19 protein-coding genes and 1 riboswitch are annotated in these 26,826 nt (G+C 62.6%); of the genes, 11 read left to right on the top strand and 8 right to left on the bottom strand.

Annotation, left to right across the window (positions count from 1 at the left end; genetic code table 11):
- Positions 1 to 284: 284 nt before the first annotated feature.
- The gene (locus tag M1E12_RS09155; protein ID WP_479564467.1) at positions 285 to 1,145 is read right to left on the bottom strand and encodes an alpha/beta hydrolase family protein; all 861 of its coding nucleotides are present in this window, start codon (positions 1,143 to 1,145) and stop codon (positions 285 to 287) included.
- A gap of 242 nt (positions 1,146 to 1,387) precedes the next feature.
- Between M1E12_RS09155 and M1E12_RS09150 the strand changes: the two genes are divergently transcribed.
- Both M1E12_RS09150 and M1E12_RS09145 read left to right on the top strand, forming a co-directional pair.
- Entirely contained in the window at positions 1,388 to 2,764 is a 1,377-nt protein-coding gene (locus M1E12_RS09150) for a class II 3-deoxy-7-phosphoheptulonate synthase (protein ID WP_113459523.1), read from the top strand.
- An 82-nt stretch (positions 2,765 to 2,846) separates the two neighbouring features.
- Positions 2,847 to 3,242 (top strand): GFA family protein, encoded by a 396-nt coding sequence (locus M1E12_RS09145; RefSeq protein ID WP_479564466.1) that lies wholly within the window; start codon positions 2,847 to 2,849, stop codon positions 3,240 to 3,242.
- Between the two features lie 6 nt (positions 3,243 to 3,248).
- On the opposite strand, the gene M1E12_RS09140 is transcribed toward M1E12_RS09145, so the two are convergent.
- Entirely contained in the window at positions 3,249 to 4,139 is an 891-nt protein-coding gene (locus M1E12_RS09140) for a hypothetical protein (protein ID WP_310239389.1), read from the bottom strand.
- 201 nt (positions 4,140 to 4,340) lie between these two features.
- Positions 4,341 to 6,272, bottom strand: coding sequence for an LTA synthase family protein (locus M1E12_RS09135; protein ID WP_479564465.1), 1,932 nt, complete (start codon positions 6,270 to 6,272; stop codon positions 4,341 to 4,343).
- 200 nt (positions 6,273 to 6,472) lie between these two features.
- On the opposite strand from M1E12_RS09135, the gene M1E12_RS09130 reads away from it, so the two are divergent.
- The 4 genes from M1E12_RS09130 to bluB all read left to right on the top strand — a co-directional run bounded on the left by M1E12_RS09130 (position 6,473) and on the right by bluB (position 10,350).
- Entirely contained in the window at positions 6,473 to 8,152 is a 1,680-nt protein-coding gene (locus M1E12_RS09130) for an NAD+ synthase (protein WP_479564464.1), read from the top strand.
- Between the two features lie 2 nt (positions 8,153 to 8,154).
- The gene (locus M1E12_RS09125) at positions 8,155 to 8,484 is read left to right on the top strand and encodes a hypothetical protein (RefSeq protein ID WP_479564463.1); all 330 of its coding nucleotides are present in this window, start codon (positions 8,155 to 8,157) and stop codon (positions 8,482 to 8,484) included.
- A 23-nt stretch (positions 8,485 to 8,507) separates the two neighbouring features.
- Complete coding sequence (locus M1E12_RS09120) at positions 8,508 to 9,344, top strand: TolB family protein (protein WP_479564462.1); 837 nt, start codon at positions 8,508 to 8,510, stop codon at positions 9,342 to 9,344.
- A gap of 38 nt (positions 9,345 to 9,382) precedes the next feature.
- Positions 9,383 to 9,571, top strand: a riboswitch (cobalamin riboswitch).
- Between the two features lie 41 nt (positions 9,572 to 9,612).
- A complete protein-coding gene (bluB, locus tag M1E12_RS09115) occupies positions 9,613 to 10,350 on the top strand; it encodes a 5,6-dimethylbenzimidazole synthase (protein WP_479564461.1) in 738 nt (245 codons plus the stop codon).
- Here bluB and M1E12_RS09110 read toward each other — a convergent pair.
- The 4 genes from M1E12_RS09110 to M1E12_RS09095 form a co-directional block, all read right to left on the bottom strand.
- A complete protein-coding gene (locus tag M1E12_RS09110; protein WP_479564460.1) occupies positions 10,307 to 11,308 on the bottom strand; it encodes a DUF2865 domain-containing protein in 1,002 nt (333 codons plus the stop codon). The two genes, bluB and M1E12_RS09110, sit on opposite strands and share 44 nt — an antisense overlap.
- A 186-nt stretch (positions 11,309 to 11,494) precedes the next feature.
- Positions 11,495 to 12,136: an acyl-homoserine-lactone synthase gene (locus tag M1E12_RS09105; protein ID WP_479564459.1), complete on the bottom strand. Its 642-nt coding sequence runs from the start codon at positions 12,134 to 12,136 to the stop codon at positions 11,495 to 11,497.
- Between the two features lie 122 nt (positions 12,137 to 12,258).
- A complete protein-coding gene (locus M1E12_RS09100; protein ID WP_479564458.1) occupies positions 12,259 to 12,972 on the bottom strand; it encodes a helix-turn-helix transcriptional regulator in 714 nt (237 codons plus the stop codon).
- A gap of 113 nt (positions 12,973 to 13,085) precedes the next feature.
- A complete protein-coding gene (locus tag M1E12_RS09095) occupies positions 13,086 to 15,401 on the bottom strand; it encodes an NADP-dependent malic enzyme (protein ID WP_479564457.1) in 2,316 nt (771 codons plus the stop codon).
- A 149-nt stretch (positions 15,402 to 15,550) separates the two neighbouring features.
- On the opposite strand from M1E12_RS09095, the gene M1E12_RS09090 reads away from it, so the two are divergent.
- The 5 genes from M1E12_RS09090 to M1E12_RS09070 all read left to right on the top strand — a co-directional run bounded on the left by M1E12_RS09090 (position 15,551) and on the right by M1E12_RS09070 (position 20,647).
- Positions 15,551 to 16,468: a UDP-2,3-diacylglucosamine diphosphatase gene (locus M1E12_RS09090; RefSeq protein ID WP_479564456.1), complete on the top strand. Its 918-nt coding sequence runs from the start codon at positions 15,551 to 15,553 to the stop codon at positions 16,466 to 16,468.
- 171 nt (positions 16,469 to 16,639) lie between these two features.
- Positions 16,640 to 17,791, top strand: a complete 1,152-nt coding sequence (locus M1E12_RS09085; RefSeq protein WP_479564455.1) for an MlaE family lipid ABC transporter permease subunit — start codon at positions 16,640 to 16,642, stop codon at positions 17,789 to 17,791.
- Between the two features lie 10 nt (positions 17,792 to 17,801).
- Entirely contained in the window at positions 17,802 to 18,611 is an 810-nt protein-coding gene (locus M1E12_RS09080) for an ABC transporter ATP-binding protein (protein ID WP_246035079.1), read from the top strand.
- Between the two features lie 3 nt (positions 18,612 to 18,614).
- Entirely contained in the window at positions 18,615 to 19,988 is a 1,374-nt protein-coding gene (locus M1E12_RS09075; protein WP_479564454.1) for an MlaD family protein, read from the top strand.
- A 26-nt stretch (positions 19,989 to 20,014) separates the two neighbouring features.
- Entirely contained in the window at positions 20,015 to 20,647 is a 633-nt protein-coding gene (locus M1E12_RS09070) for an ABC-type transport auxiliary lipoprotein family protein (protein WP_479564453.1), read from the top strand.
- A gap of 109 nt (positions 20,648 to 20,756) precedes the next feature.
- On the opposite strand, the gene M1E12_RS09065 is transcribed toward M1E12_RS09070, so the two are convergent.
- A complete protein-coding gene (locus M1E12_RS09065) occupies positions 20,757 to 26,585 on the bottom strand; it encodes an apolipoprotein A-IV repeat region-like domain-containing protein (RefSeq protein ID WP_479564452.1) in 5,829 nt (1,942 codons plus the stop codon).
- Between the last annotated feature and the right edge of the window lie 241 nt (positions 26,586 to 26,826).

The following is a 26,826-nucleotide window of genomic DNA, read 5'->3' as shown; positions in this document are numbered from 1 at the left end:
GCCTGCGGCTCCTGCGGGTTTGTACTCCGGTCCAATCATACGCCATCACACGATCCTCATGATCAACACAGGAAGACTCGGTCTTCCCGAACACCACGTTACGCCCCCGCCGAGCGGGGTAGATGCCGAGGCTTGCCTGAGGCTTGCCGAAAGTCGCTGCGTGCCGAAATGGTGCAACGACCTCTCATGGTGTCACGAAGGCTTTGCTTTGCAAGCATTCCCTGAAGAAGTGCTGCGTGCCGACCTGTGGATCATGTGGGTAACCCTGGTGCAGTGCGAAAGGCTCAGATCTGCTTCAGCCAGTCGATCGCGGGTTGCCAGAGGGTGTCCTTGAAGGCGGAGCGGAAGAAGCCGAGATGGCCCACGCGTCCGCCCGCTTCGGCGGGTGAGATCCAGCGGATTTCGGTGGGGGCACGATGGTAGTATTTGAGCAGCGCATGCTGTGCCTTCGGTGTGCCCCAGGGATCGTCCGTCAGGCCGATGGCGAGGATCGGCGTCTTAACCTCGGCGAAGCGCCGGGCTGCGTCCATGCTCTCATCGGCGAAGAAATATTCGGGATGGCGGCCCCAGCGCGCCCATTCGCGGAAGATGCTGCCTGGAAGCGTCTGACCGAGTCCAATGCGTCCCGGCACCTTGCCGAGCAGGGCCGCAAGCGGCACGCCGACGAGGTTCATCTGGCCGAAGACCCGAAACCGCGGCTTGGTGTTGCCCCAGTAGCCGGTCATGGTCGCGACCATCAGGTAGCGGGAGAACCTATCGTGGCGTCCGCCAAGCGCGAGCACCTGGCCGCCGAAAGACTGTCCGACGCCGACGATGGGATGCTCCGGAGCTTCCAGCTCCAGACGCCCCAGCGCTGCGGGCATGTCGAGATGCGCCCAATCCCGCATCAGCAGAGGCTGGCGCCAGCTTTTCGGCGCCTGGGAGGACGCAACGCCGCGATAGTCGTATGTCAGGGCAGCGCGAAACCCATGCACCGTGATGAGGTGTTCGGCGAAGCGGGCATAAAAGCCGCGCGGCACGGCGGCAGCGGAGGAGATGAGCGCCATGGGTCCGTCGCCGCTGCCGCGCATCAGCGTGCCATGCAGGGGGAACCCATCCGGTGCCCGAAATTCGACCTCCGCCCTTTCGACCTGATAATCGCTCATGCAGAACCTCCCGTTCCGGATTTACGGCGGATCTTACGTTTACGTGCAGGTCATATCAAGCAGCAGCCGCGAGGCAGGGAAGGAGCGTGCCATTTAGCCTTGCCTCAGGCACTCGACGCTCGCTTTATCGATGCTCCTAAAGTCCCTAAACTACGCCTTTCCAAGCGGTGATTAACCGTTTATAAGCCCCCATCCGATGCGGCCGGGAGGTTGCCGCAGCTAGTTTTAGACAGGTGACGACCATGGCGCAGAATTGGACCCCGAGCAGCTGGAGACAGAAGCCGATCAAGCAGGTTCCGGCTTATCCGGACCTCGACGCATTGAAGGCAGCCGAGCAGCAGCTCTCCACCTATCCGCCGCTGGTCTTTGCGGGCGAAGCCCGTCGCTTGAAGAAGTCGCTTGCTCAGGTCGCAGAAGGCGAGGCCTTCCTGCTGCAGGGCGGTGACTGTGCCGAAAGCTTTGCCGAGCATGGCGCGGACAATATCCGCGACTTCTTCCGTGCGTTCCTGCAGATGGCCGTCGTTCTAACCTTCGGTGCGCAGCTGCCGGTCGTCAAGGTTGGCCGGATCGCCGGCCAGTTCGCCAAGCCGCGCTCGTCCGACATGGAAAAGATCGGTGACGTCGAGCTGCCGAGCTACCGCGGCGACATCATCAACGGCATCGAATTCACCGAAGATGCGCGCGTTCCGAACCCGGAGCGCCAGCTGATGGCTTACCGCCAGTCGGCTGCAACGCTGAACCTGCTGCGCGCGTTTGCCATGGGTGGCTATGCCAACCTTGAGAACGTGCACCAGTGGATGCTCGGCTTCGTCAAGGACAGCCCGCAGGCCGAGCGCTATCGCAAGCTCGCCGACCGCATTTCCGAGACCATGGACTTCATGAAGGCCGTGGGCATCACGTCGGAAAACAACCCGAGCCTGCGCGAGACTGATTTCTTCACCAGCCACGAAGCGCTGCTTCTCGGCTATGAAGAGGCGCTGACCCGCGTCGATTCCACTTCTGGCGACTGGTACGCCACCTCCGGCCACATGATCTGGATCGGCGACCGCACCCGTCAGGCCGACCACGCGCACCTCGAATACTGCCGCGGGATCAAGAACCCGATCGGTCTGAAGTGCGGTCCGTCGCTGCAGGCTGACGATCTCCTGAACCTGATCGACATCCTGAACCCGCAGAACGAGGCAGGCCGTCTGACGCTGATCTGCCGCTTCGGTCATGACAAGGTTGCCGAGCACCTGCCGCGCCTTATCCGTGCCGTCGAGCGTGAAGGCCGCAAGGTCGTCTGGTCCTGCGATCCGATGCATGGCAACACGATCACGCTCAACAACTACAAGACCCGTCCGTTCGAGCGGATCCTGTCGGAAGTCGAGAGCTTCTTCCAGATCCACCGTGCCGAAGGTTCGCATCCGGGCGGCATCCATATCGAAATGACCGGCAAGGACGTGACCGAATGCACCGGCGGTGCGCGTGCCGTCACCGGCAACGACCTTGCCGACCGCTACCACACCCATTGCGACCCGCGTCTCAACGCCGACCAGGCGCTCGAGCTCGCCTTCCTGCTCGCCGAGCGGATGAAGAGCGGCCGCGACGAAAAGCGGATGATGGTTGCGAACGGCTGAAACATAGTTTCAGATTTCCGAGTTTGACGACCGGGCGGGCTTCTGTGAGGCTCGCCCGGTTTTCGTTTCGGAGGTGGATCATATGGAAGAGAAGACGGGGCACTGCCTCTGTGGCGCAGTGGTCATTACGGTTCGCGGTGAACTTGGGCCGGTCAGCTATTGCCACTGCTCACAATGCCGTCGCCAGACCGGGCTCTACTACGCGACCACGGATGCGGCGGTCGCGGATGTGGACATTTCTGGAAGTGACAAGATCGGCAGCTTCCGGGCAAGCCCGGATGCGCAGCGTGCCTTTTGTCGCGACTGTGGCTCGCCGCTCTACTGGAAGGCGGATGGGGGCTCGCGACTGTCGCTCATGGCCGGCCTCTTCCCGAACCCGACCGGGCTGAAGGGCGGTTCGCATATCTTTTGCGCGGACAAAGGCGACTTCTACGAGATTAATGACGGACTGCCGCAACATCGGGCGAGCAGCAGCTGATCGTCATCAGGCAGCCGCGGCGTTTCCAGCCTTGATGCCCAGTTGATCCAGAGCCATGTGATAGGCTTGGTCGATGGCGGCGAATTTGGCCGACTGCCAGGTGAAGTAGTCCTCGATGAAACGGCTGGTGAGCAGCAGGTCGCCACGACGGCGCGGCTGCTCCCAGTAGAGTAGCTCTTCCGTCTCCGCCTTCTTGAACATGCGCTTCAGATTGGTGGTCGAAACCTGATAGGTCTCGCTCAACTCCACCAGCGTCACGGGCCCGCAGGATACGGTGGGGGCCGAACGGTCGATATTGTCGAGGCGGGCCGTCAGATCATGCAGGATCATGCCGCCGAGATCGGACCAGAGGAAGTGGCCGATCGAGTCCGCCGGTTCACGCCAGAGCGGGTCGGCGACCATGATGTCTGCGCCGATCGGCTGGGCGATCAGGAAGATGCGCTCTTCCGCCAGCGAGGTCATTTCGCGGTTGCCGCCGTCGAGCCTGTCGAGGCAGGCCAAGTGACCATTGAACCAGCTGCGCAGACCGTTGAGGCTGATCTCCGTCGGTTCGAGAACGCGCACGCGCTTGTCGGGCACGTCCGGAACGTCCCGCAGGAACTTGTAGGCCACCAGTTCTGCCAGATAGCCGGTCGCCGTGTTGCGGCTTGCAGCCCCCAGGCGCATCACTGTCTCCACGAAGCGCGTCGCCGTCAGGCCGGACAGCGGATCATCCTCGGTCCGGCGCAGGGCAAGCGCAAAGACCGAATGCGTCATCAGCCACTTGCGATGAGAGGCCTTCAGGCGCGACATGCGCGGTGTGCGCATGTGGATGCCGATGAGGTGCTTGGCAATTTGCTTTTCGATGGCAGGATAAAGCGGATGGGCAACAATATCTGCGCGTGACATCGGGGGCATGGCAATAGCTCTGTTCTAAACTTTAAGTCATCAGAGTGTTGGAACGCACAAGCGTTCGGGCAAGAACAGTTATCTTAATACTGTCAAGCACGCTGATTTATCGAACAAAAAAAGTCTATGGCCGAAATCGGGTGACGCTGCAAGAGCGGCACCCGATCAAAACCTCTTTATGGATAATTGTGATTGGAAGTAATGACCGGTTCAACTGGTGGGTTGAAGTCGATCCGCCTGCTCGGGGAAGAAGCGCTCGAGACCAAAACCTTCCCCGAACATCACGTCGTGCTGCAGGAAGCGGTAATCACGAATGAGCGGATCGATGCCACCGGCCAGCGCCCAGTCTGCCTGAGCCTTGTTGTTGCGGCCGATCAGCTGGTGTCTGTCGATCACGGCATAGCGCTCGGCGACGCGGCCGAGCATGCCGGTGTAATAGGGGTGACGATACCCCGCCATGTGCACGATGTAATAGGGGAGCTGTGACGGGCTGATCGAGCCGATGTCCTTCTGGACGCCGCGCTTGGACGACCAGACGACCAGCGGCGTCTCATGCTCGCGCTTCATGGTCTCGACCGAGGCCTTGCGGGTGGCGACCACATTCGGCATGTAGCCGCTTTCTGTGTAGACGGCATTCAGCGGCGGCAGATGGTCGCCGAAGAGGACGATGATGGTCTCGCGGCGGCGCTTCTTGGCCCAGTCCATCAGTGCCTTCAGGCTCTGATCCGCTTCCTTCACACCCTGGGTATAGGTAGCTAGGGCGCTCGTGCTGGCATCCGAGAGCGTCGGTGCGTCAACCTCGATCGTGTTCTTGGCATAACGATTGGCTTCGTAAGGTCCGTGTCCCTGAAGCGTCACGGCGAAGAAGAAGAAGGGCTCGTCGGTGTTGTCCGCTTCCTTGATGATGTAGCGCGTCAGGTCCTCGTCCGAGGCAAAGATGCCGCGCTTGTTCATCGCCGGCATGTTTTCCTCGGAATGGAATTCCTGAAAGCCGAGCGACTGATAGACGTTGGTGCGATTCCAGAACCAGCCTTCGAACGGGTGGAAGGCCTTGGTCACATAGCCCTTGGACTCGAAGAAGGTCGCGAGCGAGGGAACGGGGCGGCGGATATACTGCTGATAGGGGATGCTGCCATAGGGCAGGAAGGCATTGGAGAAGCCGGTGAGCGCCTCAAACTCGACATTTGCGGTCATGCCGCCGAATTCCGGGGAGAAAACTGCGCCCGACTGCGCCGCGCGGATCACGGGCATGGGGTCTGTCGAATAGCGGACCGCGCTCATCTTCGTCGGATCCCAGAGCGACTCGCTCATCACCATGATCACGTCGGCCTGACGTCCTGAAAAGAAGGATGCCGGCAGAAGGTCGGTCTGCATGTCGGAGATCGCGACATTGCTATAACCCGCGGGCGCGCTGACGGAGGCCATCGGCACGTTGAAGGCAAAGGCGAGCAGAAAGCCATTGTGCCGGTAGTTTTCCTTCTGGTCCCACATCATCGGAACGATGTTCAGGCGATCGCGGACGGCCGAGAAGGCCATCGGGTCCATCAGCGTGGCAAAGCCGGCAAGCAGCGGGAAGGCGAGGGCGAGGCGCAGGCCGCGGCCCGTCAGGTTCAGCCGCGGAAACACCTTGCGGCTCTTCCAGATCAAGGCGCCGAAAGCTGCGATCAAAACCACGCTTCCAATGCCGAGTGCGATGGCCTTCAGGGGTTCAGCGGCAACCATGGCCGGCATGAGCTGCAGGATCTGGCGGCCGAAGAGCAGGTCGCTCGGGAAAAGCGGGTCAGACAGGAAGAGCTGCTTCTGCCCGGAGAAGAAGGCGGGCAACAGCGCCAGGGGCGCGATGAGGAGTGTGGACTGGTAGGCCTTGCCGATGATTGCGTCGGCGAAGCAGAGGGCCAGAAAGACGATACCCACGGCCACGAGCCCAGGACGGCTCGACGACGTCAGATATTCCACCACATCGACCATGGTGCCGCGCGCCAGCACTTCGCTCAGCATGACAATGGCGACAGCGATCAGTGCGGTGTTGACGCATTGAACCGCCAGCTGGAGTGCAAAGGAGTTTCCTAAGTCCCGTTCGCGGGTCGCGCCGAAGGAATTGAAGAATGTCGCGACAAGCGATTTCGGGGTGGGCTGGGCCACGTCGTACTCCAGGTCATGAGCAAGTGTCGTGAAAGTTTCGCACAGATGTCACATAAGTGTCATGAATGCTACATGAACCGCGGCGTTCTAGGGTTTGTTCCCTGAATTTCGAGGGGCTTGGTTAGCGGCTCAGGAGGTTGCGGAACACTTGCTCGACATGCATCGTTGCGGTCGAACGGGTGAGCGGCTAAATCGGTGTCATGAGCGAAGCAAAGAAGATCTCCGACGTCCTGCGTATTGCGGTGGCACAGTTCAATCCCATTGTCGGCGATGTCGCCGGCAATCTGGCCAAGGCACGTGCTGCGCGGGCTGAAGCCGCCGGACAGGGGGCGGACCTTCTGCTCCTGACGGAACTCTTCATTTCCGGCTATCCGCCGGAGGATCTCGTCTTGAAACCGGCCTTCCTGAAGGCTTGCCTGGACGCTGTCGAGGCGCTTGCCGCCGATACGTCCGACAACGGCCCGGGCGTGATCGTCGGCTTTCCGCGCCAGGGAGAGAAAGGGCGGCACAACTCGGTCGCTATCCTCGATGGCGGCAAGATCCTCGCCTTCCGCGACAAGATTGATCTGCCGAACTATGGCGAGTTCGACGAGAAGCGTGTCTTCGTCGAAGGTGAGATGCCCGGTCCCGTGAACTTCCGCGGCGTGCGGATCGGCGTGCCGATCTGCGAGGAGATCTGGAACGATCTCGGCGTCTGCGAGACGCTGGCCGAGACCGGGGCCGAGATCCTGCTCGTGCCGAACGGCTCGCCCTATTATCGCGGCAAGGTCGATGTGCGCCATCAAGTGGCATTGCGTCAGGTGATCGAGACGGGGCTGCCCCTCATCTTCGCGAACCAGCTCGGGGGCCAGGACGAACTCGTTTTCGACGGCGCAAGCTTCGCCTTCAACGGCGACAAGTCGCTTGCCTTCCAGATGAGCCAGTTCGAGGAAACGCTTTCTGTCACGACCTGGAAGCGCACGCCGGATGGATGGCGCTGCGAGCACGGGCCGATGTCGCGGATCCCTGAGAAGGAAGAGGCCGATTACCGCGCCTGCGTCCTGGGCTTCCGCGATTACGTCAACAAGAACGGCTTCAAGAGCGTGGTGCTCGGGCTCTCCGGCGGTATCGACTCAGCGATATGCGCGGCAATCGCCGTCGATGCGCTGGGCGAAGAGCGGGTGCGCACGATCATGCTGCCCTACCGCTACACCTCACAGGAGAGCTTCGCGGACGCAGAGGCCTGTGCCAAGGCGCTCGGCTGCCATTACGACATCGTGCCGATCCAGGAGCCGGTCGAAGGCTTCCTCTCATCGCTTTCGGAAATGTTCGAGGGCACGGAGAGCGGCATCACCGAAGAGAACCTGCAGAGCCGCACACGCGGCACCATTCTCATGGCCATCTCCAACAAGTTCGGCTCCATGGTCGTGACGACCGGCAACAAGTCGGAAATGTCGGTCGGTTACGCGACGCTTTACGGCGACATGAACGGTGGCTTCAATCCGATCAAGGACCTCTACAAGATGCAGGTCTATGCGCTGTCGGCCTGGCGCAACGAAAACGTTCCACCAGGTGCGCTCGGCCCCTCGGGCGAAGTGATCCCGGCGAATATCCTCTCGAAGGCGCCCTCCGCGGAGCTTCGTCCCAACCAGACCGACCAGGATTCGCTGCCGCCTTATCCCGTGCTCGACGACATCCTCGAATGCCTCGTGGAGAAGGAAATGGGTGTCGACGAGATCGTGGCGCGTGGCCATGACATCGCGACCGTCCACCGGGTCGAGCACCTGCTTTATCTCGCCGAATACAAGCGCCGCCAGTCGGCGCCCGGCGTGAAGATCACCAAGAAGAACTTCGGGCGCGATCGTCGCTATCCGATCACGAACCGGTTCCGGGATCGCTGAAGGTGTCGACAGAGGATCGCTTCGCGCGGGCTGAGCTGCCGGATTTCACGGCGGAGGAGCGCAGCTATATCTTTGCTGTCGGAGCCCATGACAATCAGGATAGTGGGCTCTACCGGGTGCTGTCCGGTGCTGCATACTTTCTGCCCTCCATGGCAATCGGCTGCTACGGCCTGTGGGAGGAAAGCTTCAAGATGCTCGGCATCGGGTTCGTCACCCTGATCGTCAGCTTGTGCTGGGGTTTCTATACCGAATGGCGCAATGCCCATATCGAGCGGACCGGCCGGACGGTCTTCGCCAAACTGCCAGGCGATCGAAAGTCGCTCGGTCGCTGACTGATTATTCCAAGGAGATGATGATGCGCAGTTCGGTCGAGATCTACGACATGGCGACCCGTGAAGCTGAGGTGGTCTGGCAGACGGAGGACCTCGTCGAGGCGCCCAACTGGTCGCGGGACGGCGAGTTCCTGGTGATCAATGGCGACGGCCTTCTCTACGCCCTGTCGTTGGATGACGACGATCCGGAGCCGGAACTGATCGATACCGGTTTTGCCGTCCGTCTCAACAATGATCACGGCATTTCGCCCGACGGCGCCTCGATTGCCTTTTCCGACCATACGCTCTTCGGCAAGTCCTGCATCTACCTGCTCGGGGATGGCGATGAGGAGCCGCGCCAGGTGACCGAGAAGATGCCCTCCTACTGGCACGGCTGGTCGCCGGATGGAAAGCAACTTGCCTATTGCGGTGATCGCGGCGGCGTATTCGACATCTACACGATCTCGACCAAGGGTGGGCCAGAGAAGCGGTTGACCCATGGGGACGGCCACAATGACGGTCCCGATTACTCTCCCGATGGTCAGTGGATCTATTTCAACTCCAGCCGCACCGGCACGATGCAGATCTGGCGCATGCGGACCGATGGCAGTGATCTTGAGCGTCTAACCGCGGACGGCTATGGCGACTGGTTCCCCCATCCCTCGCCGGATGGAAGCAAGGTTCTCTTTCTCTCCTATGACGAAGATGTCTCCGGACATCCGCGTGACAAGCAGGTCAGGCTGCGGCTGATGGATGCCGATGGCGGCAATATCGAGACCCTGTTCGAATTCTTCGGCGGGCAGGGCAGCATAAACGTGCCGAACTGGTCGCCGGACGGATCGGCCTTCGCCTTCGTCCGCTATTTCGCCGTGACCGATTGAGGTTGTCGTTTTTGATCTGTCGCTCGTGCGCTGTCTGACGTAAAACAACCACGCCAGGTGCCTGCCGAAAGGCGGGAGAATCGGGAAGCCGGTGAGATTCCGGCACGTGCCCAACACTGTGAGGCGGATGTCATGCGCCGGGGAAACCCAGCCACTGGAGTAATCCGGGAAGGCGCGCGTTACAGGTGAAGCCCAGTCAGAAGACCGGCCTGGCGAGATAGACCGAGCCCGCGCGGACGGCGGGTGGTTGCGCATTGTGGGGATTACGATGCACGACGAACCGAACGAGTTTCTCGTCGGGGCTGCGCCTTTTGCCGAGCATGAGCGGGACGCGGTCTACAAGGCGATCCATACGCGGCGCGATGTGCGCGACCAGTTCCTGTCCGACCCTCTGCCCGATGACCTCGTCAGGCGATTGCTCGAAGCAGCCCATGCGGCGCCCTCGGTCGGTTTCATGCAACCTTGGAATTTCCTGCTGATCCGCTGCCAAGCGAAACGGCAGGCGGTTTGGGAAGCCTTCGTCCGCGCCAACGAGGAAGCTGAGGCGATGTTTCCGCCGGAGCGTCGCAGCGCTTACCGATCCCTCAAACTTGAGGGTATCCGCAAGGCGCCGCTCAATATCTGCATCACCTGCGACACCGACCGAGCCGGTCCCGTCGTGCTCGGGCGAACGCATGACGCGCGAATGGATGCGTTCTCGACCGTCTGTGCAATCCAGAACCTCTGGCTTGCCGCTCGCGCCGAAGGCGTGGGCCTCGGCTGGGTCAGCATTTTCCACGAGAACGAAGTGAAGGACATCCTCGGCATTCCGCCGCGGGTGCAGATCATCGGCTATCTCTGCATCGGCTATGTCTACGCGCTCTATTCAAAGCCCGAGCTCGAGGTGAAGGGTTGGCGGAAGCGGCTTTCACTCGACGACCTGATCTTCGAGGACCGCTGGGGCGAGACGCCTGAGGTCGCCGTTACTCCTGGAGCGGCTGGGGGCCAGGCGCCGCGGGGTTCCTGAGGTCGATCGTGCCCTTGTCGGACGGCAGGAAGGCGGGGCCAACGCGCCGGACATTGAGGCTTGCTTCGTCCAGGGGGCGCTCGGTCGCCGCAGGAGGTGCTGCTGGAACTGGCTTCGACTTCGGCGCCATATCGAGCACCGAGGACTGATAATCCGGGACAGCCGGTCTGGGTGTCATGCGCTGATAATACTGCTGCAGGTTACAGCTGCAGGCGGGATCCGCATCGGTCCGACGATTGCGGTAGAGGAAAGCGTTCGGCATGTCGCGATAGGGTTGGCCGGTGACGGCCGAAATCATGTCCACCGTCTCGCTGCGCTCGGGCGCGTGGAAGAAGAGCTCGGTCTGGGTGCCGGGGCACATCTGCTCGCACTGGGCGGCGTCGCGGGCGAAATTCATGGCCGAGGTCTGGGACGAGATCGGGAAGAAGCCACCGTCGCAGGTGCGGACACACAGCGTGCGGACATTGCCGCTTGGCAGGATGCCGAAGGATGGGCGCGGATCGGAATAGGCAGCCTCGGCGGCGCGGTCGGGCCTGTAGGGTTCCGCCAGGGTGTCGAGGTACGGGATGCGCTGCGCTTCCTCCGGCAGCGGCGCCTGATCGGGCCCGCAGCCATTGGCTTCAAGGGCCGTTACCAGTGCGGCCCTGGCATCGGCGGCGCGGCTTTCGCGGAGATCGGCAAGGCGTGCAGCCAGAATATCGCGGTTTGCCTCCATGCGTGAAATCGCGGTGGCGAGATCCCCGCAGTCATTGCCGCCGTCGGGGCGGATCTGGACGATGGAGGAGGTAAGGCAGCGAAGCCGGCGCTGGTCCTGGCGAGCCTTGCGCAGCTCCAGGTTCTGCTGGGCGATCGCGCTGGCATAACTGTTGATCTCGGGCGAAGGCCCGCCTTGCTCCACCAGAACCAGCCGATCGCGCAGTCGCTCGCAGAGCGCTGAGGCCTCAGCCGCGGTTGGCATGGCCCCGCCCATGAGGAGGATCATGGCAATGGAACTGACTATCCTGCTCGGCACATCCGGATCCCAGTTGGCATTTGCAGGGCAGATCAACGCCCTGACGTATCGCAGGATATCCGAATGTAGATCAAAACGAAATGACGGATGACGTGGCGGATGCGGCATGGGCCGCATCCGCCCGAGATGCCGTCACGCTGCGCGGGCGGTGGCGAGCGTCATCTCTTCTTCCAGCACGCTGCCGTCAATCGCGGCCACGGCCTTCATGCGATCCAGAAGCTCATGGGAGACCTCCCAGGAAACGGCGACCGCCTGGACGACGCCGATGCGTTTCGGCTCGCCGATGCGGTTGCCCGGGCAGCCCATGCGCTTGAACATCCGCTCCAGAAAGACATCGGTCACGGTCACGATATGGCTGAGGCCGGAAGCGAGGCCGAGTTCGCCGACCCCGCACATCAGTTCGGCCGCAGCGATCGTCACCTGATTGCTCGCACGGTCCTGGGAAATCTCCGGATCGATGCAGAAGCGGCTTGATTCCCAGACTGCTGCGCTGCGGATCTCCGGGCCATCCCCGAGCAGGATCGGGAAGGTGTCGTCAAGCATGTTCGGGCCGAGCGTCGGAAGAAGGCGCAGCGAGCCGCGAAGTTTTCCCTCCTCGTCATAGGAGAGGACATAGAGCGGGTTGGCGCGGTCGTAGTCGTCGATTTCCCAGGCTTCCTGGACCTGAACCTCCCAGCCGAGGAGGTCATGGAAGACCCGCTTGCGCAGCCTGTGCATGGCGTCGATGTCGGAGGGAAACTGGTTTCGACGCGCGCCGTTGATGATCCTGATCATGCCTTGCTCCTTCTTGCACAACGAAGCAGGAAGGATGGCGTGCAGCATCATTTTGTTAAACTGGCGGTAGCGACCATTTTGCTGGATGCAATCTATGATATTGTCATACGTTTGCGCTGACTTCAGGACGCCTGAGTCTCCGCAAGACGCGGGATCAACCCCCGCCAGACCGCTTCTGCGACCGCTTGCGCATTGGTGACCACGTCGAGCTTCTGGCGCGCATTAGCCATGAAATGGCGGATGGTGCGCTCGGATATGCCGAGGATGACAGCCGTCTCCCAGTAACTCTTGCCGGCGGCAATCCAGGCCAGCGTTTCCCGCTCGCGGCGGGTGAGTGGTATGGAGGCAATACGCTTCTGCGGCCCGTCCGTAGCGGCGCTCGCCAGCCGGGCATTCAGCTTCGCTCCGAGGCTCAGAAGGTCGCGGTCATGGGCCCGCCGCCACGCGCTGATCTCACTGGGGACGGAGCCGAGGTCCACAAGCAGGCAGCTGTGCCGTCCCGGCAATGGATAGCCGATGAGATGCTGATCGTGGTCTTTGCTCTTCTGCCAGCCGGAACAAGCGATCGGCTCCAGGGCCACAAGGACACGCAGGATCTGCTCAACGGCCGCCTTGCGATGCAGGCTTCGGCGGAAGGCATTGGCATTGGCATTGGTCCTGTGACTGAAGTGGAGGCTGCGGGCCTGCAGACGCCCATCGATGACTGCACCCTCGAGGTAGGTGACCGGACCGGTGCCGTAAGCGTGCTGGATCAGGGACAGAAAAGCCGGGGGATCAAGGATCTCCTGACTGTCCAAGAGATCCAGCAAATCGAAATAGGCCTCCGCTGCTGCCATGCCACTTACCCTAGATTTCAAGGGTAACAATCTCGCGGTTGCAGCTTTGACTTGTCCAGAGGGCATTTCTCAAGCCGCATGCGGCAGCGGACTGCCGCATGCGGTTGATGGCATTAACCGGCCGGCTGAGAGGCTTCGACGACGGCAAGTGCTGCCATGTTGACAACGCCGCGCGAGGTCACGGAGGTCGAAAGCACGTGGGCGGGCATTGCGGCACCGAGGAGGATCGGGCCGACATGCAGGGCGTCCATCATGGTGCGGACAATGCCGAGCGAGATATTCGCTGCATCGAGGTTCGGGAAGACCAGGAGATTGGCTTCGCCGGTGAGCGTGCTGTCGGGCATGGCGCGCTTGCGCAGGACTTCGGACAGGGCCGAACCACCCTGCATCTCGCCGTCGACCTCGAGATCCGGGGCGTTCTTGCGGATGATCTCCAGAGCGTGACGCATCTTCGAGGCGCTAGCCGAGGGACGCGAGCCGAAATTCGAGTGCGACAGCAGGGCCGCCTTCGGCGTGATGCCGAAGCGGCGGATTTCCTGAGCCGCGAGCATGGTCATCTCGGCGATTTCTTCGGCGCTCGGGTCATCGGTTACGAAGGTGTCGGTGAAGAAGATGGCACCGCGCTGCGAGATCAGCAGGCTCAAGCCCGAATAGTCGCGCACACCCGGGCGCTTGCCGATGATCTGGCGGACGTCCCGGACATGACGGTCAAAGCGGCCTTCGACACCACAGATCAGCGCGTCGGCTTCGCCGCGCTTGACCGCCAGCGCTCCAATCACCGTCGTGTTCGTGCGCACGATCGTGCGGGCGGCTTCCGGGTTAATGCCAGCGCGGCCGACCAGCGCGAAATAGTCGTCGACATAGTCGCGGTAACGCGGATCGTCTTCCGGATTGACCAGCTGGAAGTCGATACCCGGCCGGATGCGCAGGCCATAGCGCTTGAGACGTGTCTCGATGATCTGCGGGCGGCCGATCAGGATCGGTTCGCCGATACCATCTTCGAGCAGAACCTGGGCAGCGCGCAGCACGCGCTCGTCTTCCCCTTCGGCGAAGATGACGCGCTTCTTCGCAGCCGTCTTGGCCGCCGCAAATATCGGCTTCATCACGAAGCCGGAGCGGAAGACGAAGCGGTTCAGCTGGTCGAGATAGGTGTCGAAGTCGGCGATCGGGCGGCGGGCAACGCCGCTGTCGGCGGCCGCCTTCGCAACAGCCGGCGCGATGCGCAGGATGAGGCGCGGATCAAACGGCGAGGGGATCAGATAGTCGGGGCCGAAGGTCGGTGTTTCCCCGGTATAGGCGCGGGCGGCGACTTCCGAGACTTCCTCGCGGGCGAGCGCTGCAATCGCGCGCACCGCTGCCATCTTCATCTCTTCATTGATGGTCGTTGCACCGCAATCGAGTGCGCCGCGGAAGATATAGGGGAAGCAGAGGACGTTGTTGACCTGGTTCGGGAAGTCCGAGCGGCCGGTGCAGATCATCGCATCGGGTCGCGCGGCGCGCGCTTCTTCCGGCATGATTTCCGGCTTCGGATTGGCGAGCGCCATGATCAGTGGCTTCGGCGCCATGCGGGCCAGCAGTTCCGGCTTCAGGACGCCGGCGGCCGAAAGGCCGAGGAAGACGTCGGCGTCATCGATGCTTTCGGACAGCGTGCGCTTGTCGGATGGCTGTGCGTAGACTTCCTTCCACGGGTCCATCAGCTCGTTGCGGCCCTTGTAGACGAGGCCTTCGATGTCATGCACCCAGATGTTCTCGCGCTTCGCACCTAGGATGACGAGAAGGTTGAGGCAGGCGAGCGCTGCAGCGCCCGCGCCAGAGGCGACGATCTTGACGTTCTCGATACTCTTGCCGGCCAGTTCCAGGCCGTTCAGGATCGCGGCAGCGACAATGATGGCCGTTCCATGCTGGTCGTCATGGAAGACCGGGATGTTCATCTTGGCCCGAAGCTGGTCCTCGACCTGGAAGCATTCCGGCGCCTTGATGTCTTCGAGGTTGATACCGCCGAAGGTCGGCTCGAGCGCCGAGATGGTCGAGACCATCTGGTCGACGGTCGGCGAGTCGATCTCAATGTCGAAGACGTCGATGCCTGCGAATTTCTTGAAGAGGACGGCCTTGCCTTCCATGACCGGCTTGGAGGCGAGCGGGCCGATATTACCGAGACCGAGGACGGCCGTGCCGTTCGAAATCACCGCAACGAGGTTGGAGCGCGCGGTGTAATCGTCGGCAGCGGCCGGATCATCCTTGATCGCGAGGCAGGGGGCGGCAACGCCGGGCGAATAGGCCAGCGCCAGATCGCGCTGGTTGCCGAGCGGCTTGGTGGCCTGAATTTCCAATTTTCCGGGGCGGGGATAGCGATGGTAGAACAGAGCCTGTTCGTCGAGATCAGCGGTCGGGTTCGCAGCTTGCGGCTTGTTCTTGTCCTGGGAATTCATCGGTCCACCGGCAGTTACTGGTCTTTAAATCTGGTCTGCCCGTCATACACGAATTGATCGGGAGTGGTAGACTTTAGTTCCGGCTATGCCCAGCAGCGTGTGGTCGGACTGGCGGCGGCCAAGGCCCAGTGGAACAATAGATCACGGCCATGTCATCTTCCTGCAACACGAGTCTGATTAAGCGCTGTGCAGACAGCGAAGAGGACCGTGCCGTGGAAGAAGCCAGCGAAACACGCCATTTCAGGACCCTGTTCATCTCGGATGTGCATCTCGGATCGAAGGCCGCAAAGACGGACTTCCTTCTCGATTTCCTGCGTACCCACGAGGCGGAGACCATCATCCTGGTGGGCGATATCGTCGATGGCTGGCGCCTGAAGCGCAGCTGGTACTGGCCGCAGCAGTGCAACGATGTGGTCCAAAAGCTCCTGCGCAAGGCGCGCAAGGGGACGAAGATCATCTATATCCCCGGCAACCACGACGAGTTCATGCGGGACTTCCCCGGCATTCATTTCGGCGGCATCGAAGTTGCCCAGCGCATCGTACACGAGATGGCGGACGGCAAGAAATACCTCGTGCTGCATGGCGACGAGTTCGACGTCGTGGTCCGCAATGCCCGGCTGCTCGCCTATCTCGGCGACTGGGCCTATGACACCGCCATTGCCATCAACGTGATGCTCGCTGCCATCCGCCGTCGTCTCGGCATGCCCTACTGGTCTTTCTCGGCCTGGGCCAAGCTGCAGGTGAAGCATGCGGTGAATTTCATCGGCGAGTTTCAGCGGGTCGTGGCGGACGAGGCGCGTCGCGCCGAGGTGGATGGCGTCATCTGTGGCCATATCCACCATGCGGTCATGGAAGACATCGACGGCATCCATTACGTCAACACCGGTGACTGGGTCGAAAGCTGCACGGCGATCGCCGAGCACCCGGACGGTCGCCTGGAATTGATCTCCTGGGGCCACAAGATCAGCGAAGTGCCGGCTGGCAAACGGGCGGGCAAACTCGTGCCGATCCTGTTGCCTAAGCCAATGCCGGAAGCCGCTCAGGACGACGGTATCCGCGCCGCCTGACGACGCTGCCTGTTGCAAAGCGGTCATGGCCGCCTGCAATCGGATTGGAAAAAGCAATTAACGGTTTGCAAAGGATTTCTTCGCGGGCGGCGATGGTTATAGTGTGCAGCCATCTGTCACGTGATTTGCGCAACCGGATCCCCCGGCGCGAATTTGGAAGTTGTCGCCACCTTGAGTTCGGTTGAGCCAGAAAATGCCCGCATTGACATCGAGGAACAGCCGGACGGCAACGGTCGGCTGATCCGCCTTGCCGGCCGCTGGAAAAACAATTCCCTGAGCGCGATGATCAAGTCCGCCGGGCCACTGGTGGATGCCGGCGGTTCCGGGCACGAGACGATCGACCTCAGCGGCGTGACCGGCATGGACACGGCCGGTGCCTGGCTCATCCGTCGCTTCGTCACGGAGCAGCGCGAGCGGGGAGGCTCCGTCGAAATCGTCGGCGGTACTGCCGGCATGCGCGAATTGATCGAGGCGCTTCCCGAACATGTCACGGCGCCTGAAAAGCCGGTCGATCACCGCACCCGGTTCGAGCGCGTCTTTGAACCCGTCGGAAAGGTCACCTTAAGCCTCTGGGGCGACATCGTCGCGATGATGTTCGTTCTGGGCTCTGCCGTTCGCGGCGCCCAGACCAAGCTCGGCCGTGGGGCAGGGGTCTCGCCTGCTTCCGTCGTCAATCAGCTCGACCATATGGGTGTCCGAGCGGTCCCGATCATCACGCTCATGTCTTTCCTGATCGGCGCGATCATCGCGCAGCAGGGGGCATTCCAGCTCCGCTATTTCGGCGCCGAGGTCTTCGTCGTCGATCTCGTCGGCATCCTGCAATTGCGTGAAATCGGCGTGCTCTTGACCGCCATCATGATCGCGGGTCGCTCCGGCAGTGCGATTACGGCCGAGATCGGCTCGATGAAGATGCGCGAAGAGATCGACGCGCTCAAGGTGATCGGGCTCAATCCGATCGGCGTTCTGGTGTTCCCGCGGCTGGTGGCGCTTACGATCGCGCTGCCCCTGCTCACCATCGTCGCGAACTTTGCGGCCCTTTACGGCGCTGCGGTGGTCGCCTGGGGCTATTCCGGCATCACCTTCGACGTCTTCATCACCCGCCTGCACGAAGCCGTCGACTATTCGACGCTGGCCACAGGCATGATCAAGGCGCCGTTCATGGCGCTGATCATCGGCATCATCGCCGCTGTCGAAGGCATGAAGGTGGGCGGCAGCGCCGAATCGCTCGGCCGCCATGTCACGGCATCCGTGGTGAAGTCGATCTTTGTCGTCATCCTCGTGGACGGGCTGTTTGCCATGTTCTACGCAGCCATCGATTTCTGAGGAGGGCCCGGTGAACGAAAGACCTTCCGAAGAGCGCGAGATCATCCTGTCGGTTCAGGATCTGACTGTCGGCTTTGGCGACAAGATCGTCCTCGACAAGTTGAACCTCGATATCTATCGCGGCGAAATTCTCGGCTTCGTCGGCGCTTCGGGTGCCGGCAAGTCGGTGCTGATGCGGACGGTTCTCAGGCTTCTGCCGCGGCGATCCGGCAAGATCGAGATCCTCGGTGCGGATTACGATGCGGTGGATGATGCACAGCGCATGACGCTCGACACCCGCCTGGGGGTTCTTTTCCAGCACGGCGCCCTATTTTCGGCATTGACCGTGAAGGAGAATATCCAGCTGCCGATGCGCGAATACCTGGACCTGCCGCAATGGCTGATGGACGAACTCGCCTATCTGAAGATCGACCTCGTCGGTCTGAAGCCTGATGCCGCAGACAAATATCCCTCGGAACTCTCCGGCGGCATGATCAAGCGCGCGGCCTTGGCGCGTGCTTTGGCGCTCGATCCGGATCTCGTCTTCCTCGACGAGCCAACCTCCGGTCTCGACCCGATCGGTGCCGCCGAATTCGATGATTTGATCGCGCAGCTGCGCGATACCCTTGGATTGACGGTCTATATGGTGACCCACGATCTCGACAGCCTGTTCTCCGTCTGCGACCGTATCGCGGTTCTCGGACAGAAGAAGGTTCTGGTCGAGGGGACGCTGGACGATATGCTCGCCTTCGATGATGCGTGGGTGCAATCCTATTTCAGGGGCAAACGTGCCCGTTCCATTCCCCGGGCGGAGTCTTCCGCCGGACATCCGGTAGAGTGAGCCATGGAAACCAAAGCCAATTACGCCATAGTCGGTTTTTTCACGATGATGGTCATCGGGGCCGCCTTTGGTTTCGTCTATTGGATGGCGGAATATGGACGCGGCGGCGAGATGGCGCCGCTCGCCATTCGTATTCCGGGCTCGGCCAATGGTCTGAGCATCGGTTCTCCGGTGCGCTTCAACGGCATTTCCGTCGGCTCGGTCCGCAATCTCTATATCGATAACGAAGATCCGAACTTCTCCGTCGCCTTCACCGAGGTGCGCGCCGATGCGCCTGTCACCTCTGGGACGAAGGCCGTGCTCGAGATCCAGGGTCTGACGGGCGCCGCCTATGTCGAGCTTTCGGGTGGCGGTCCGGGTTCGGGCGACGCCATTCTTCAGCGGGCGCTTGACACAGGCGAACCGGCGATCCTGACGGCCGAACAGTCCAGCGTGACCAATCTTCTGTCGACGGCCGACCGGATCCTGCAGCGTGCCGATGGCGCGGTCGCGGAATTGCAGGGCTTCATCGCCGATGCGCGCGGGCCGCTCACCAACACGGTGCGCAATGCCGAGACATTCTCGAAATCGCTGGCTGACAATGCCGCCGGCATCGACCAGTTTCTCCAGAGCGTGAGCGCTCTGTCCGACTCCGTCTCCGGTTTGTCGGGCCGCCTCGATTCGACGCTCTCTGCCGCAGAAGATCTGTTCAGGTCGCTGAACTCCGACAAGATCGACCAGATCCTCGCCAACACCGAACGGGCGACCGCAAGCTTTGCCGAGGCCTCGAACCGCATCGGGCCGGCCATCGACAGCTTCCGCGAGACTGCCGACACCTTCCAGCGCTTCGGCAACAATGCCGACCAGACACTGCAGAAGGTTTCCCGTCTCATTGATGCGGTGGACAGCCAGAAGATCGGGCGCGTGGTCGACGACGTCTCCGTTGCCTCGGCCGATGCGCGCCAGGCCATTGCCGGCTTCCGCGACTTGTCGAACAGCATCACCGGCCGCAAGGACGATATCGATCGCGCGATCGACGACTTCACGCAGCTTGCCAATCGTCTGAACAATGCTTCCACGCAGGTCGACGGGATCCTGCGCAAGGTGGACAGTTTCCTCGGTTCGGGTGAAGCGGATTCGCTTAGCGCACAAGCGCGCCGGACGCTCGAGTCGATCCGCCTTGCCGCAGAGAACCTCAATGCGCGCATCGGGCCGATCGCCGAAAATCTGCAGCGCTTCTCGTCGACCGGACTGCGTGACATCCAGACGCTGGTCAACGATACACGCAACACCGTGCGTGGCCTGAACGACGCGATCACCAATTTCGACGACGACCCGCAGCGCCTTCTCTTCGGTGGCGACACCGTGAAGGAATTCGACGGACGGACGCGCCGATGACAAGAACATCCCGAAAGGACGACAGAATGGACAGGAACGGGGCGAGCGAGTTTTCCGTGATGCGGTTGCGCCGGTTGCTTTCGATGACTGCGCTCGTTCCGGCACTCGGGCTTGGGCTTGCCGCCTGCGGCTCGAAGGCGGTCAATGACACCTTCGACCTGACGGCCTCCGTCAGCGAGATTGCGACACCTGCCAGCGCCCGTAACCGGCAGCTGCTTGTTGCCGATCCCTCGGCATTGAAGGCGCTCGACAGCGAGCAGATCCTCGTGCGCGTCTCGGGCGCCGAGATCCAGTATCTGTCACAGTCGCAGTGGAGCGACCGCCTGACACGCGTCGTGCAGTCCAAGCTGGTCGAAGCCTTCGAGAACACCAATCGTCTTGGTGGCGTTGGCAAGCCGGGCCAGGGTCTGGCGATCGACTACCAGCTCATCACCGATGTTCGCGCATTCGAGATTTCTGCCGAAGGTGCCGACCGTGGCGTCGTCGAGATCTCGGCCAAGCTGCTCAACGACCGCAATGGTACGGTCAGGGCGCAACGGGTGTTCCGTGCCGAAGTCCCGTCTTCGGGAACGGACAATGCCGCCTATGTCGCGGCACTGGATCGGGCCTTTGCCCGTGTGACGGCGGATATCGTCGCCTGGACGCTTCAGTCCATGTGACACTTGCCAATCCAGGCATTCAGCACATGAAAAACCCCGGAGCGCAGATGCGGTCCGGGGTTTTCTGTGTGCAGCGAGAGAGCCGGCTGCGCGGCTCTCTTTTCGTTTCTTAGCTGAAGCGACCGGCAGCGTGGGCGAGCATGGTGTAAACCTTGCCCGTGTCCGAGGTCAGGTAGGACTGGGTGATCGACTTGTCGCGATCGGTGCGGGCGACATCTGCCAGGAGCTTCTCGAAATCGGCGATGTAGCGGTCGACTGCAACGCGGAATTCCGGCTCGCGGTCATACTTGCGCTTGATCTCGTCGAAGGTCTGCTGGCCCTTCAGCGTGTAGAGGCGGCGCGTGAAGATGTCGCGTTCGCCGCGCTGGTAGCGGCGCCACAGATCGACCGAGGCGTCGTGGTCGATGGCGCGGGCGATGTCGACCGAAAGTGAGTTCAGCGATTCGACCATGTGACGCGGATTGCGCGTGTCACCCTGACGGGCCGGCTGGCTCTCGGCGACCGGGCGCTGGGGCGCCGGGGCCGGGCGTGCCGGGGCAGGGGCTTCTGCGGGTTCCTCACGGGAGGCGCCACGGAGCAGGTCGCTGATCCAGCCGCCGCCTTCTGCGCGCGTGGTGGCTGCAGTCGACTGCGTGTAGGGCTCGGTCGCACCTAGGCTGCCACGCAGGCCGAGGCTTTCGGTCTGACGGGCCGGCTGCGGAGCAGCTGCCGGACGGCGGACCGGTTCAGGCTGGGCTTCCGCGAGACGACGCGCCACGGGTTCCGAGATCTCCAGCGTCTGGCTGGTGCGGCCCACGAGCTGGGAAATGTCCTGCAGGGCCTTGATCTGTTCCGCGACGGCACGGCGCATCTGGGCCGCGCTTTCCTTGGCTTCCTCGGGCAGGTCAAAGGCGCCGCGCTTCAATTCGTTGCGCGTCAGGTCGAGTTCCTTGCGGATATCGACAGCCGAGCGGCGGATTTCGTCCGTCGCGCCGGTGAAGCGGGCAACCGCCTCGTTGACGGCTTCCTGCATGGCCTGGCGCAGGGCTGCGGCAGCACCTTCCGACTTGCGGCCTGCCTCGCCGAGGAGGTGGTCGATGTCGTTGAGGGAGACCGCGAGTCCGCCGCGCAGGCGGTTTGCGAGTTCGCCCGAACGCTTCTCCGCCTCGCTCAGCGTCTTGTCGATCGACTGCTGGGCTTCCTGTTCGGCGGACAGAAGGGCGTTGCGCATATTGGCCGCGGTGATTTGCGCCTTCTTCTCGGTCTCGCCGAGCATCTGTCCAACATCGGAGAACGATGCCTGGACGCTGTCGCGCATGCTGGCGGCGGTCGACTGCGCCCGCTTTTCGGTCTCGCCGAGGATCTGGCCGATATCGGTGAAGGAGGCCTGCACGCTCTGGCGCAGGTTGCCAGCCATCTGGCCTGAACGCTGCTCGGCGCGATCGAAGGCCGTCTCGACCATCTTGCCGAGCGACTGCATCGTCGTTTCGATTTCTTCCGAGCGCTTAACGAGGCCGATCGACAGGTCGCGCAGGGCCTGCTGACGCTCTTCCAGCGTGCCGACGAGGTTCGACTGGGCGGCCGAGAGAAGCTCCGATGCCTTGCCCAGAACCTGCGTATGGTCGCCGAAGCGGCTGACGATCGAGGAGACCTGCTGCAGCGTTTCGCCGGAAACCGCGGTCAGGCGGCCGAGCTTGTCGTCGAGCAGGCGGTTGGAGGTCGACAGCATGTCGGTCGCCTGGGTCGCCGTCTCGTTGAAGCGGTTGGCGGTCGCGCCGAGGCGGCTGTCGAGCGAACCGATGCTCTGAACGGCCTGATCGATCATCGAGGAAAGGCCGGCATTGCTGTCGCCCAGACGCTCGATGAGCTGAGAGGCGCTTGCCACGAGGTTCTGTTCGGCAGCGCTGAGGGTCGAGACGGCGCGGTCGGTGCGCTGGCTGATAGCATCGACGAGAGCTGCGTTTTCGCTGCGCAGGCGTTCTGCACTCTGCTCTGCGGCGGCTGCGATCTGCTCGGCGGCGGCGCGGCCCGTTTCGGCATAGGACGCCACGACCGGGGCGGCCTTCTCGTCGATCAGGCGTGACAGTTCTGCTGAGCGCGTCGAGAGCATGGAGTTGAGCTCGCGGGTCCGGTCATCGAGAACCGAGCGGATGGAGTTGCCACGCGCTTCGAGCGCCTTCTCCACCGCGTTCATCGTGGTCGCGAGTTCCTGGGTGTTTCCGGAGATCGCGTCGCGGATGGAGTTGCCGCGGGCCTCGAGTGCCTTTTCTGCCTCGTTCATGGCATCGGCAAGTTCCCGCGTATTGCCGGAGATTGCTTCACGGATTGCGGCTGCGCGCTGCTCGAGCGTCGTGCTGACTTCGCCGAGCGTGCCGGAGAGGTTCGCGACCTGCGCGCTGACCAGGGCTTCGGCTTGCGAAACCTTGTTGCTGATGACATCGCCGGCTTGGGAGAAGGTTTCGGCGATCGTCGCAGCCTGGCCCGCGAGGCGGTTCTGCGTATCCGTGATGCGCTTTGCCAGTTCCTCGGACCGCTCCTCGACCGTCCGGTTGAGCTCGGCGCTGCGCTCACCGATCTGCTCGGCAAACTGCGAGGTGGTGGCGGTCAGGCGATCGACCGAGCGCTGGGCTTCGGCATCGAGATCACGGGCGGCGTCGGTGACGGCACTGCGCAGAGCCGTTGCAAGGCCGGCGGCCTTGCCTTCGATCGTGCGGTTGACGTTTTCAAGACCGATGTTGAGTGCGCGGTCCATGGTCGCCAGACGCTCTTCGATGACAGGCGTGCGGGTGTCGAAGGTTTCCGCGACGCGGTTCGTGCCTTCGTCGAGAGCCTGGGCGACGCGCATCGAGGCTTCGTTGCCGACGCGCTCGATCGTGGAGACCTTTTCGTCGAGGCGGGCGGCGAACTTCTCGCCAGCATCGTTGACGCGGGCATCGACACCGTCGAGGCCGTTGCGCAGGCGGTCTTCAAGTGTGCCGAGGCTCTGTTCGATGCGGGTGCTCGTCTCGTCAAGGCGGCTGGCCATGCCGGTGACCGACTGTTCGACGGTGCCCGAGAAGCCCTGTGCCGAGCGGGTGATGTCGTCGGCTGCCTCGCGGATCTGATCGGTGAGGGCACCGGCCGTGCCGCGCAGACGCTCGTCCAAAGCGCGGCTCGAGTCGTCGATGGCCTTGCGCAGGTTTTCCTCGTGATCTTCCAGGCTCATTTCGAGCATGCCGGCGCTCGCGGCAATCGAAGCGCCGATCGAGGTGGCGTGCTCGCCGAGGCTCGTCTCAAGCGTGCTGCGGGCATCGTTGAGCGTCAGCGAGATCGCCTGTGTGCGGTCGTCGAGGGTGGCGCGGATGCGTTCATGCGTGTCGACAAGACGACCGTCGATCGCCTCGACGCCCTGCTCGATCGTCTGTGCAATCCGGTCGGTGTTCTCGCCAAGCGTCGTGGCCAAGGCGCCAGAGGCTGCTTCGAGGCTTGCGCGGAGGTTCGCGCCTGTTTCGGCAATGCGTCCGTCGATATCGCCGACACCCGAGGTCAGCGTTTCGGCGATGCGGGTTGCATTGTCATCCAGCGTCTGGGCGATCGCGCCGGATGCGGAGGTAAGAATCTCGCCGAGGTTCCGTTCGCTGCTGCCGAGCTTGTTTTCCAACTCGCCAATGCCGGAGGCCAGGGTCTCCGAGATGCGGCCGGTCGTCTGGCCAAGCGTGCGCTCGATGTCGCCTGTGGCATCTTCAAGCGTCGAAGCGAGGTAGGACGTGTGGCTGGCAAGCGAGAGCTCGAGACGTTCCTGATTGTCGCCATAGGCCGTGCGGATCGCCTCGGCCTTCTCGGTGAAGGCTGCGTCGATGCGACGATCGGCATCGGCCACCGTCTCGATGATCGCGGAGGCGCGCTGGCTCAGCGTCTCGTCGATGCGGCGCTGGCTGTCGTTCAGCGTCTCGGAGAGATCCTGGGTACGGGCGGTCAGGGTCAGGTCGAGTTCGAGGCTCTTGGTGTTGAGCGCGTCGATCAGCTGTTCGCTCTGACCCTCGACCAGGGTCGCGATGCCGCGGGCCTTGACGTCGAGCGTCTCGGCGAAACGATCCTGGTTGGCTTCCAGTGCATTGACGATGTGCTCGGCGCGGCTCGACAGCGTCTGCTCGAAGCGCGACTGGTTGTCGGTGAGGGCGTTGTAGAGCGAGCCGCTGCGCTCCTCCATGACCTGATCGATGCGCTTCTGGGCGCTTTCCAGGCTTTCGGTCAGAGCGGCTGCGCGGGCAGACATGGCGTCCGCGATTTCCTGCGCGCGGTCCGACATCGAGCTGTCCAGCATTTCCTGGCTGGTGCTCAGCGTCATCGCCAGCGCCAGCGACTGGTCGGTCAGGGTGGAGCCCAGGCGTTCGATGCTGGAGTTCAGGATGCCGCTGATCGAATCGGTCCCGCCGTTGACGGTCTCGTTGATGCGGGCGAGGCTTTCCATGAGCTTCGAATCGAGCGATCCGGACCTCTGGTCGAATGCGCTGGCGAATTCGGCGACGCGCTGGTCGAAGGTCGCGTTGATCTGGCCGATCGTCGTCTGGAAGCGATCCTCGAAGAGGCCGGAGCGCAGGTCGAGATCGACGATCGCGTCGTCGGCGCTCGCCTGAAGGCTCTGGCGGAAGCTACGGCCACGTTCGTCGAGCGAGCTGTTGAGGCGGGAAAGCACGTCATCGAGCGAGGAGGCGATCGAGCTTTCGCTGCCCTTGAGGGTCTCCGCGATGTCGCGGGTCCGCTCGACCAGGGTCTCGTTCAGCTGGCGGGCGCGCTCGTTGAGAGCAGCGTTCAGCTTCTCGGTATTGGCATCGAGCGTTGAGGCCCGGGTCTCGAATTCACCGAGCAGTTCGCGACCGCGCTGGCTCAGCGTCGAGGTCAGGGACTGCAGCTGGGTGTCGAACTCGTTGGACAGCGACATGCCCGATGCGGCCAGCGTCTGCACCATGGTCTCGGTCTTGTGCGCGAGCAGCGAACCGAGCGCGGTCACAGCCGCGTCGGACTTTTCCATGATCGTCGCAGCGCGGGTGTCGATCATCGAGGCGAAAGCCTCGCCCGACGTCTGCAGTCGGACCGAAATTTCCTCGGTCGCCAGCGAAAGCTCTTCCTTGAGCTGTTCATGGGCGCCGACAATCGATGACCGGATCCGCTCTGCGTGATTAACGATGGCATCACGCTCGGCGCCGAGTTCGTGCACGAGACCACGGACGCGCAGTTCGTTGTCGGTATAGCTGCGCTCGAGCGCGGTGACTTCGGAATGGACGAGCGTTTCGAGTTCGGTCGCGCGGGCGATCGTGCGTTCGATGCCCTCGTTCATCGCCGAAACTTCGCGGCGGACGGCTTGGCCGACCGTCATGATGCGTTCAGAGGCGATGGTTTCCGGCTCTGCGAGACGAAGGGCCACTTCGGCCATGGAGCGGGCGGCATTGCGCAGGTCGTGCGCGCGCGCCATCATGATGGCGAAAGCAAAGAAGAGCATGATCGGCAGGAAGGTGCCGACGACAATGGCAACGACGCCCGGCGTGGCGACGATGTCCGCGATGGACGGGGCCTGCCAGATGCTGCTGCCGTAAAGAAGTTGCGTGAGGCCGAGTGCGCCGAGCACCCAGAGCGCGGACACGATGCCGGCATTGCGGAGGGCAGAGGTCAGCGAGGCGCCATCGAGCGTCTTGAGGATCGCGTTGGGCGTGCGGCGCGAACCGTCATTGGCGGGCGCGAAGGCCGGCGCCTTGGGTGCCGGTTCGGGATTGAGTTCGCCGGCGCGCGCAGAGCGGCGCTCGATCGTCTTCTTCGACGCAGACCGCGGGATACTATCTGACACAGGGGCCTCCGGGGCGTGCATTTTGGACCGTGCCTTGGCAGGCGCGGCGGACTCCTCGCCCTCGAAATCGATGCTCAGGGCCGCCTCGAGAGCCTGGAACGCGTTCTCGTCAATCGAGTCGGTCTTCTTGTTCGCCATAGGGTTACGCCTCGTTACCGCTTACTCTCGGCGGGGGACGCAGGCAGCGATGCCGCTCATCGCCAGGCTTCGTCCTGATCCCACCGTTCACTTGAGGTCCCGCCTGTCGCCACGCCAGACGAAATCTCTTCTTTCGCAGTCGGACTGCTCGCCGCCGGCATTCCCGCCGGAAGTTCTAGCACCGACTGGCTTTCGGGCAAACTTCACGCAGTTTTGCCCAATCAACCGTATCGTACTGACA

Source organism: Rhizobium sp. K33, from assembly GCF_056501445.1.
Note: the sequence above shows the minus strand (reverse complement) of the source record. Positions and strands in the feature narration are given on the sequence as shown.

What these genes read in the sequence shown, in the direction of transcription:
- M1E12_RS09155 (WP_479564467.1), bottom strand. Translation starts at nt 1,145, where the DNA reads ATGAGCGATTATCAGGTCGAAAGGGCGGAGGTCGAATTTCGGGCACCG.
- M1E12_RS09150 (WP_113459523.1), top strand. Translation starts at nt 1,388, where the DNA reads ATGGCGCAGAATTGGACCCCGAGCAGCTGGAGACAGAAGCCGATCAAG.
- M1E12_RS09145 (WP_479564466.1), top strand. Translation starts at nt 2,847, where the DNA reads ATGGAAGAGAAGACGGGGCACTGCCTCTGTGGCGCAGTGGTCATTACG.
- M1E12_RS09140 (WP_310239389.1), bottom strand. Translation starts at nt 4,139, where the DNA reads ATGCCCCCGATGTCACGCGCAGATATTGTTGCCCATCCGCTTTATCCT.
- M1E12_RS09130 (WP_479564464.1), top strand. Translation starts at nt 6,473, where the DNA reads ATGAGCGAAGCAAAGAAGATCTCCGACGTCCTGCGTATTGCGGTGGCA.
- M1E12_RS09120 (WP_479564462.1), top strand. Translation starts at nt 8,508, where the DNA reads ATGCGCAGTTCGGTCGAGATCTACGACATGGCGACCCGTGAAGCTGAG.
- bluB (WP_479564461.1), top strand. Translation starts at nt 9,613, where the DNA reads ATGCACGACGAACCGAACGAGTTTCTCGTCGGGGCTGCGCCTTTTGCC.
- M1E12_RS09110 (WP_479564460.1), bottom strand. Translation starts at nt 11,308, where the DNA reads ATGCCAACCGCGGCTGAGGCCTCAGCGCTCTGCGAGCGACTGCGCGAT.
- M1E12_RS09105 (WP_479564459.1), bottom strand. Translation starts at nt 12,136, where the DNA reads ATGATCAGGATCATCAACGGCGCGCGTCGAAACCAGTTTCCCTCCGAC.
- M1E12_RS09100 (WP_479564458.1), bottom strand. Translation starts at nt 12,972, where the DNA reads ATGGCAGCAGCGGAGGCCTATTTCGATTTGCTGGATCTCTTGGACAGT.
- M1E12_RS09095 (WP_479564457.1), bottom strand. Translation starts at nt 15,401, where the DNA reads ATGAATTCCCAGGACAAGAACAAGCCGCAAGCTGCGAACCCGACCGCT.
- M1E12_RS09090 (WP_479564456.1), top strand. Translation starts at nt 15,551, where the DNA reads ATGTCATCTTCCTGCAACACGAGTCTGATTAAGCGCTGTGCAGACAGC.
- M1E12_RS09075 (WP_479564454.1), top strand. Translation starts at nt 18,615, where the DNA reads ATGGAAACCAAAGCCAATTACGCCATAGTCGGTTTTTTCACGATGATG.
- M1E12_RS09070 (WP_479564453.1), top strand. Translation starts at nt 20,015, where the DNA reads ATGGACAGGAACGGGGCGAGCGAGTTTTCCGTGATGCGGTTGCGCCGG.
- M1E12_RS09065 (WP_479564452.1), bottom strand. Translation starts at nt 26,585, where the DNA reads ATGGCGAACAAGAAGACCGACTCGATTGACGAGAACGCGTTCCAGGCT.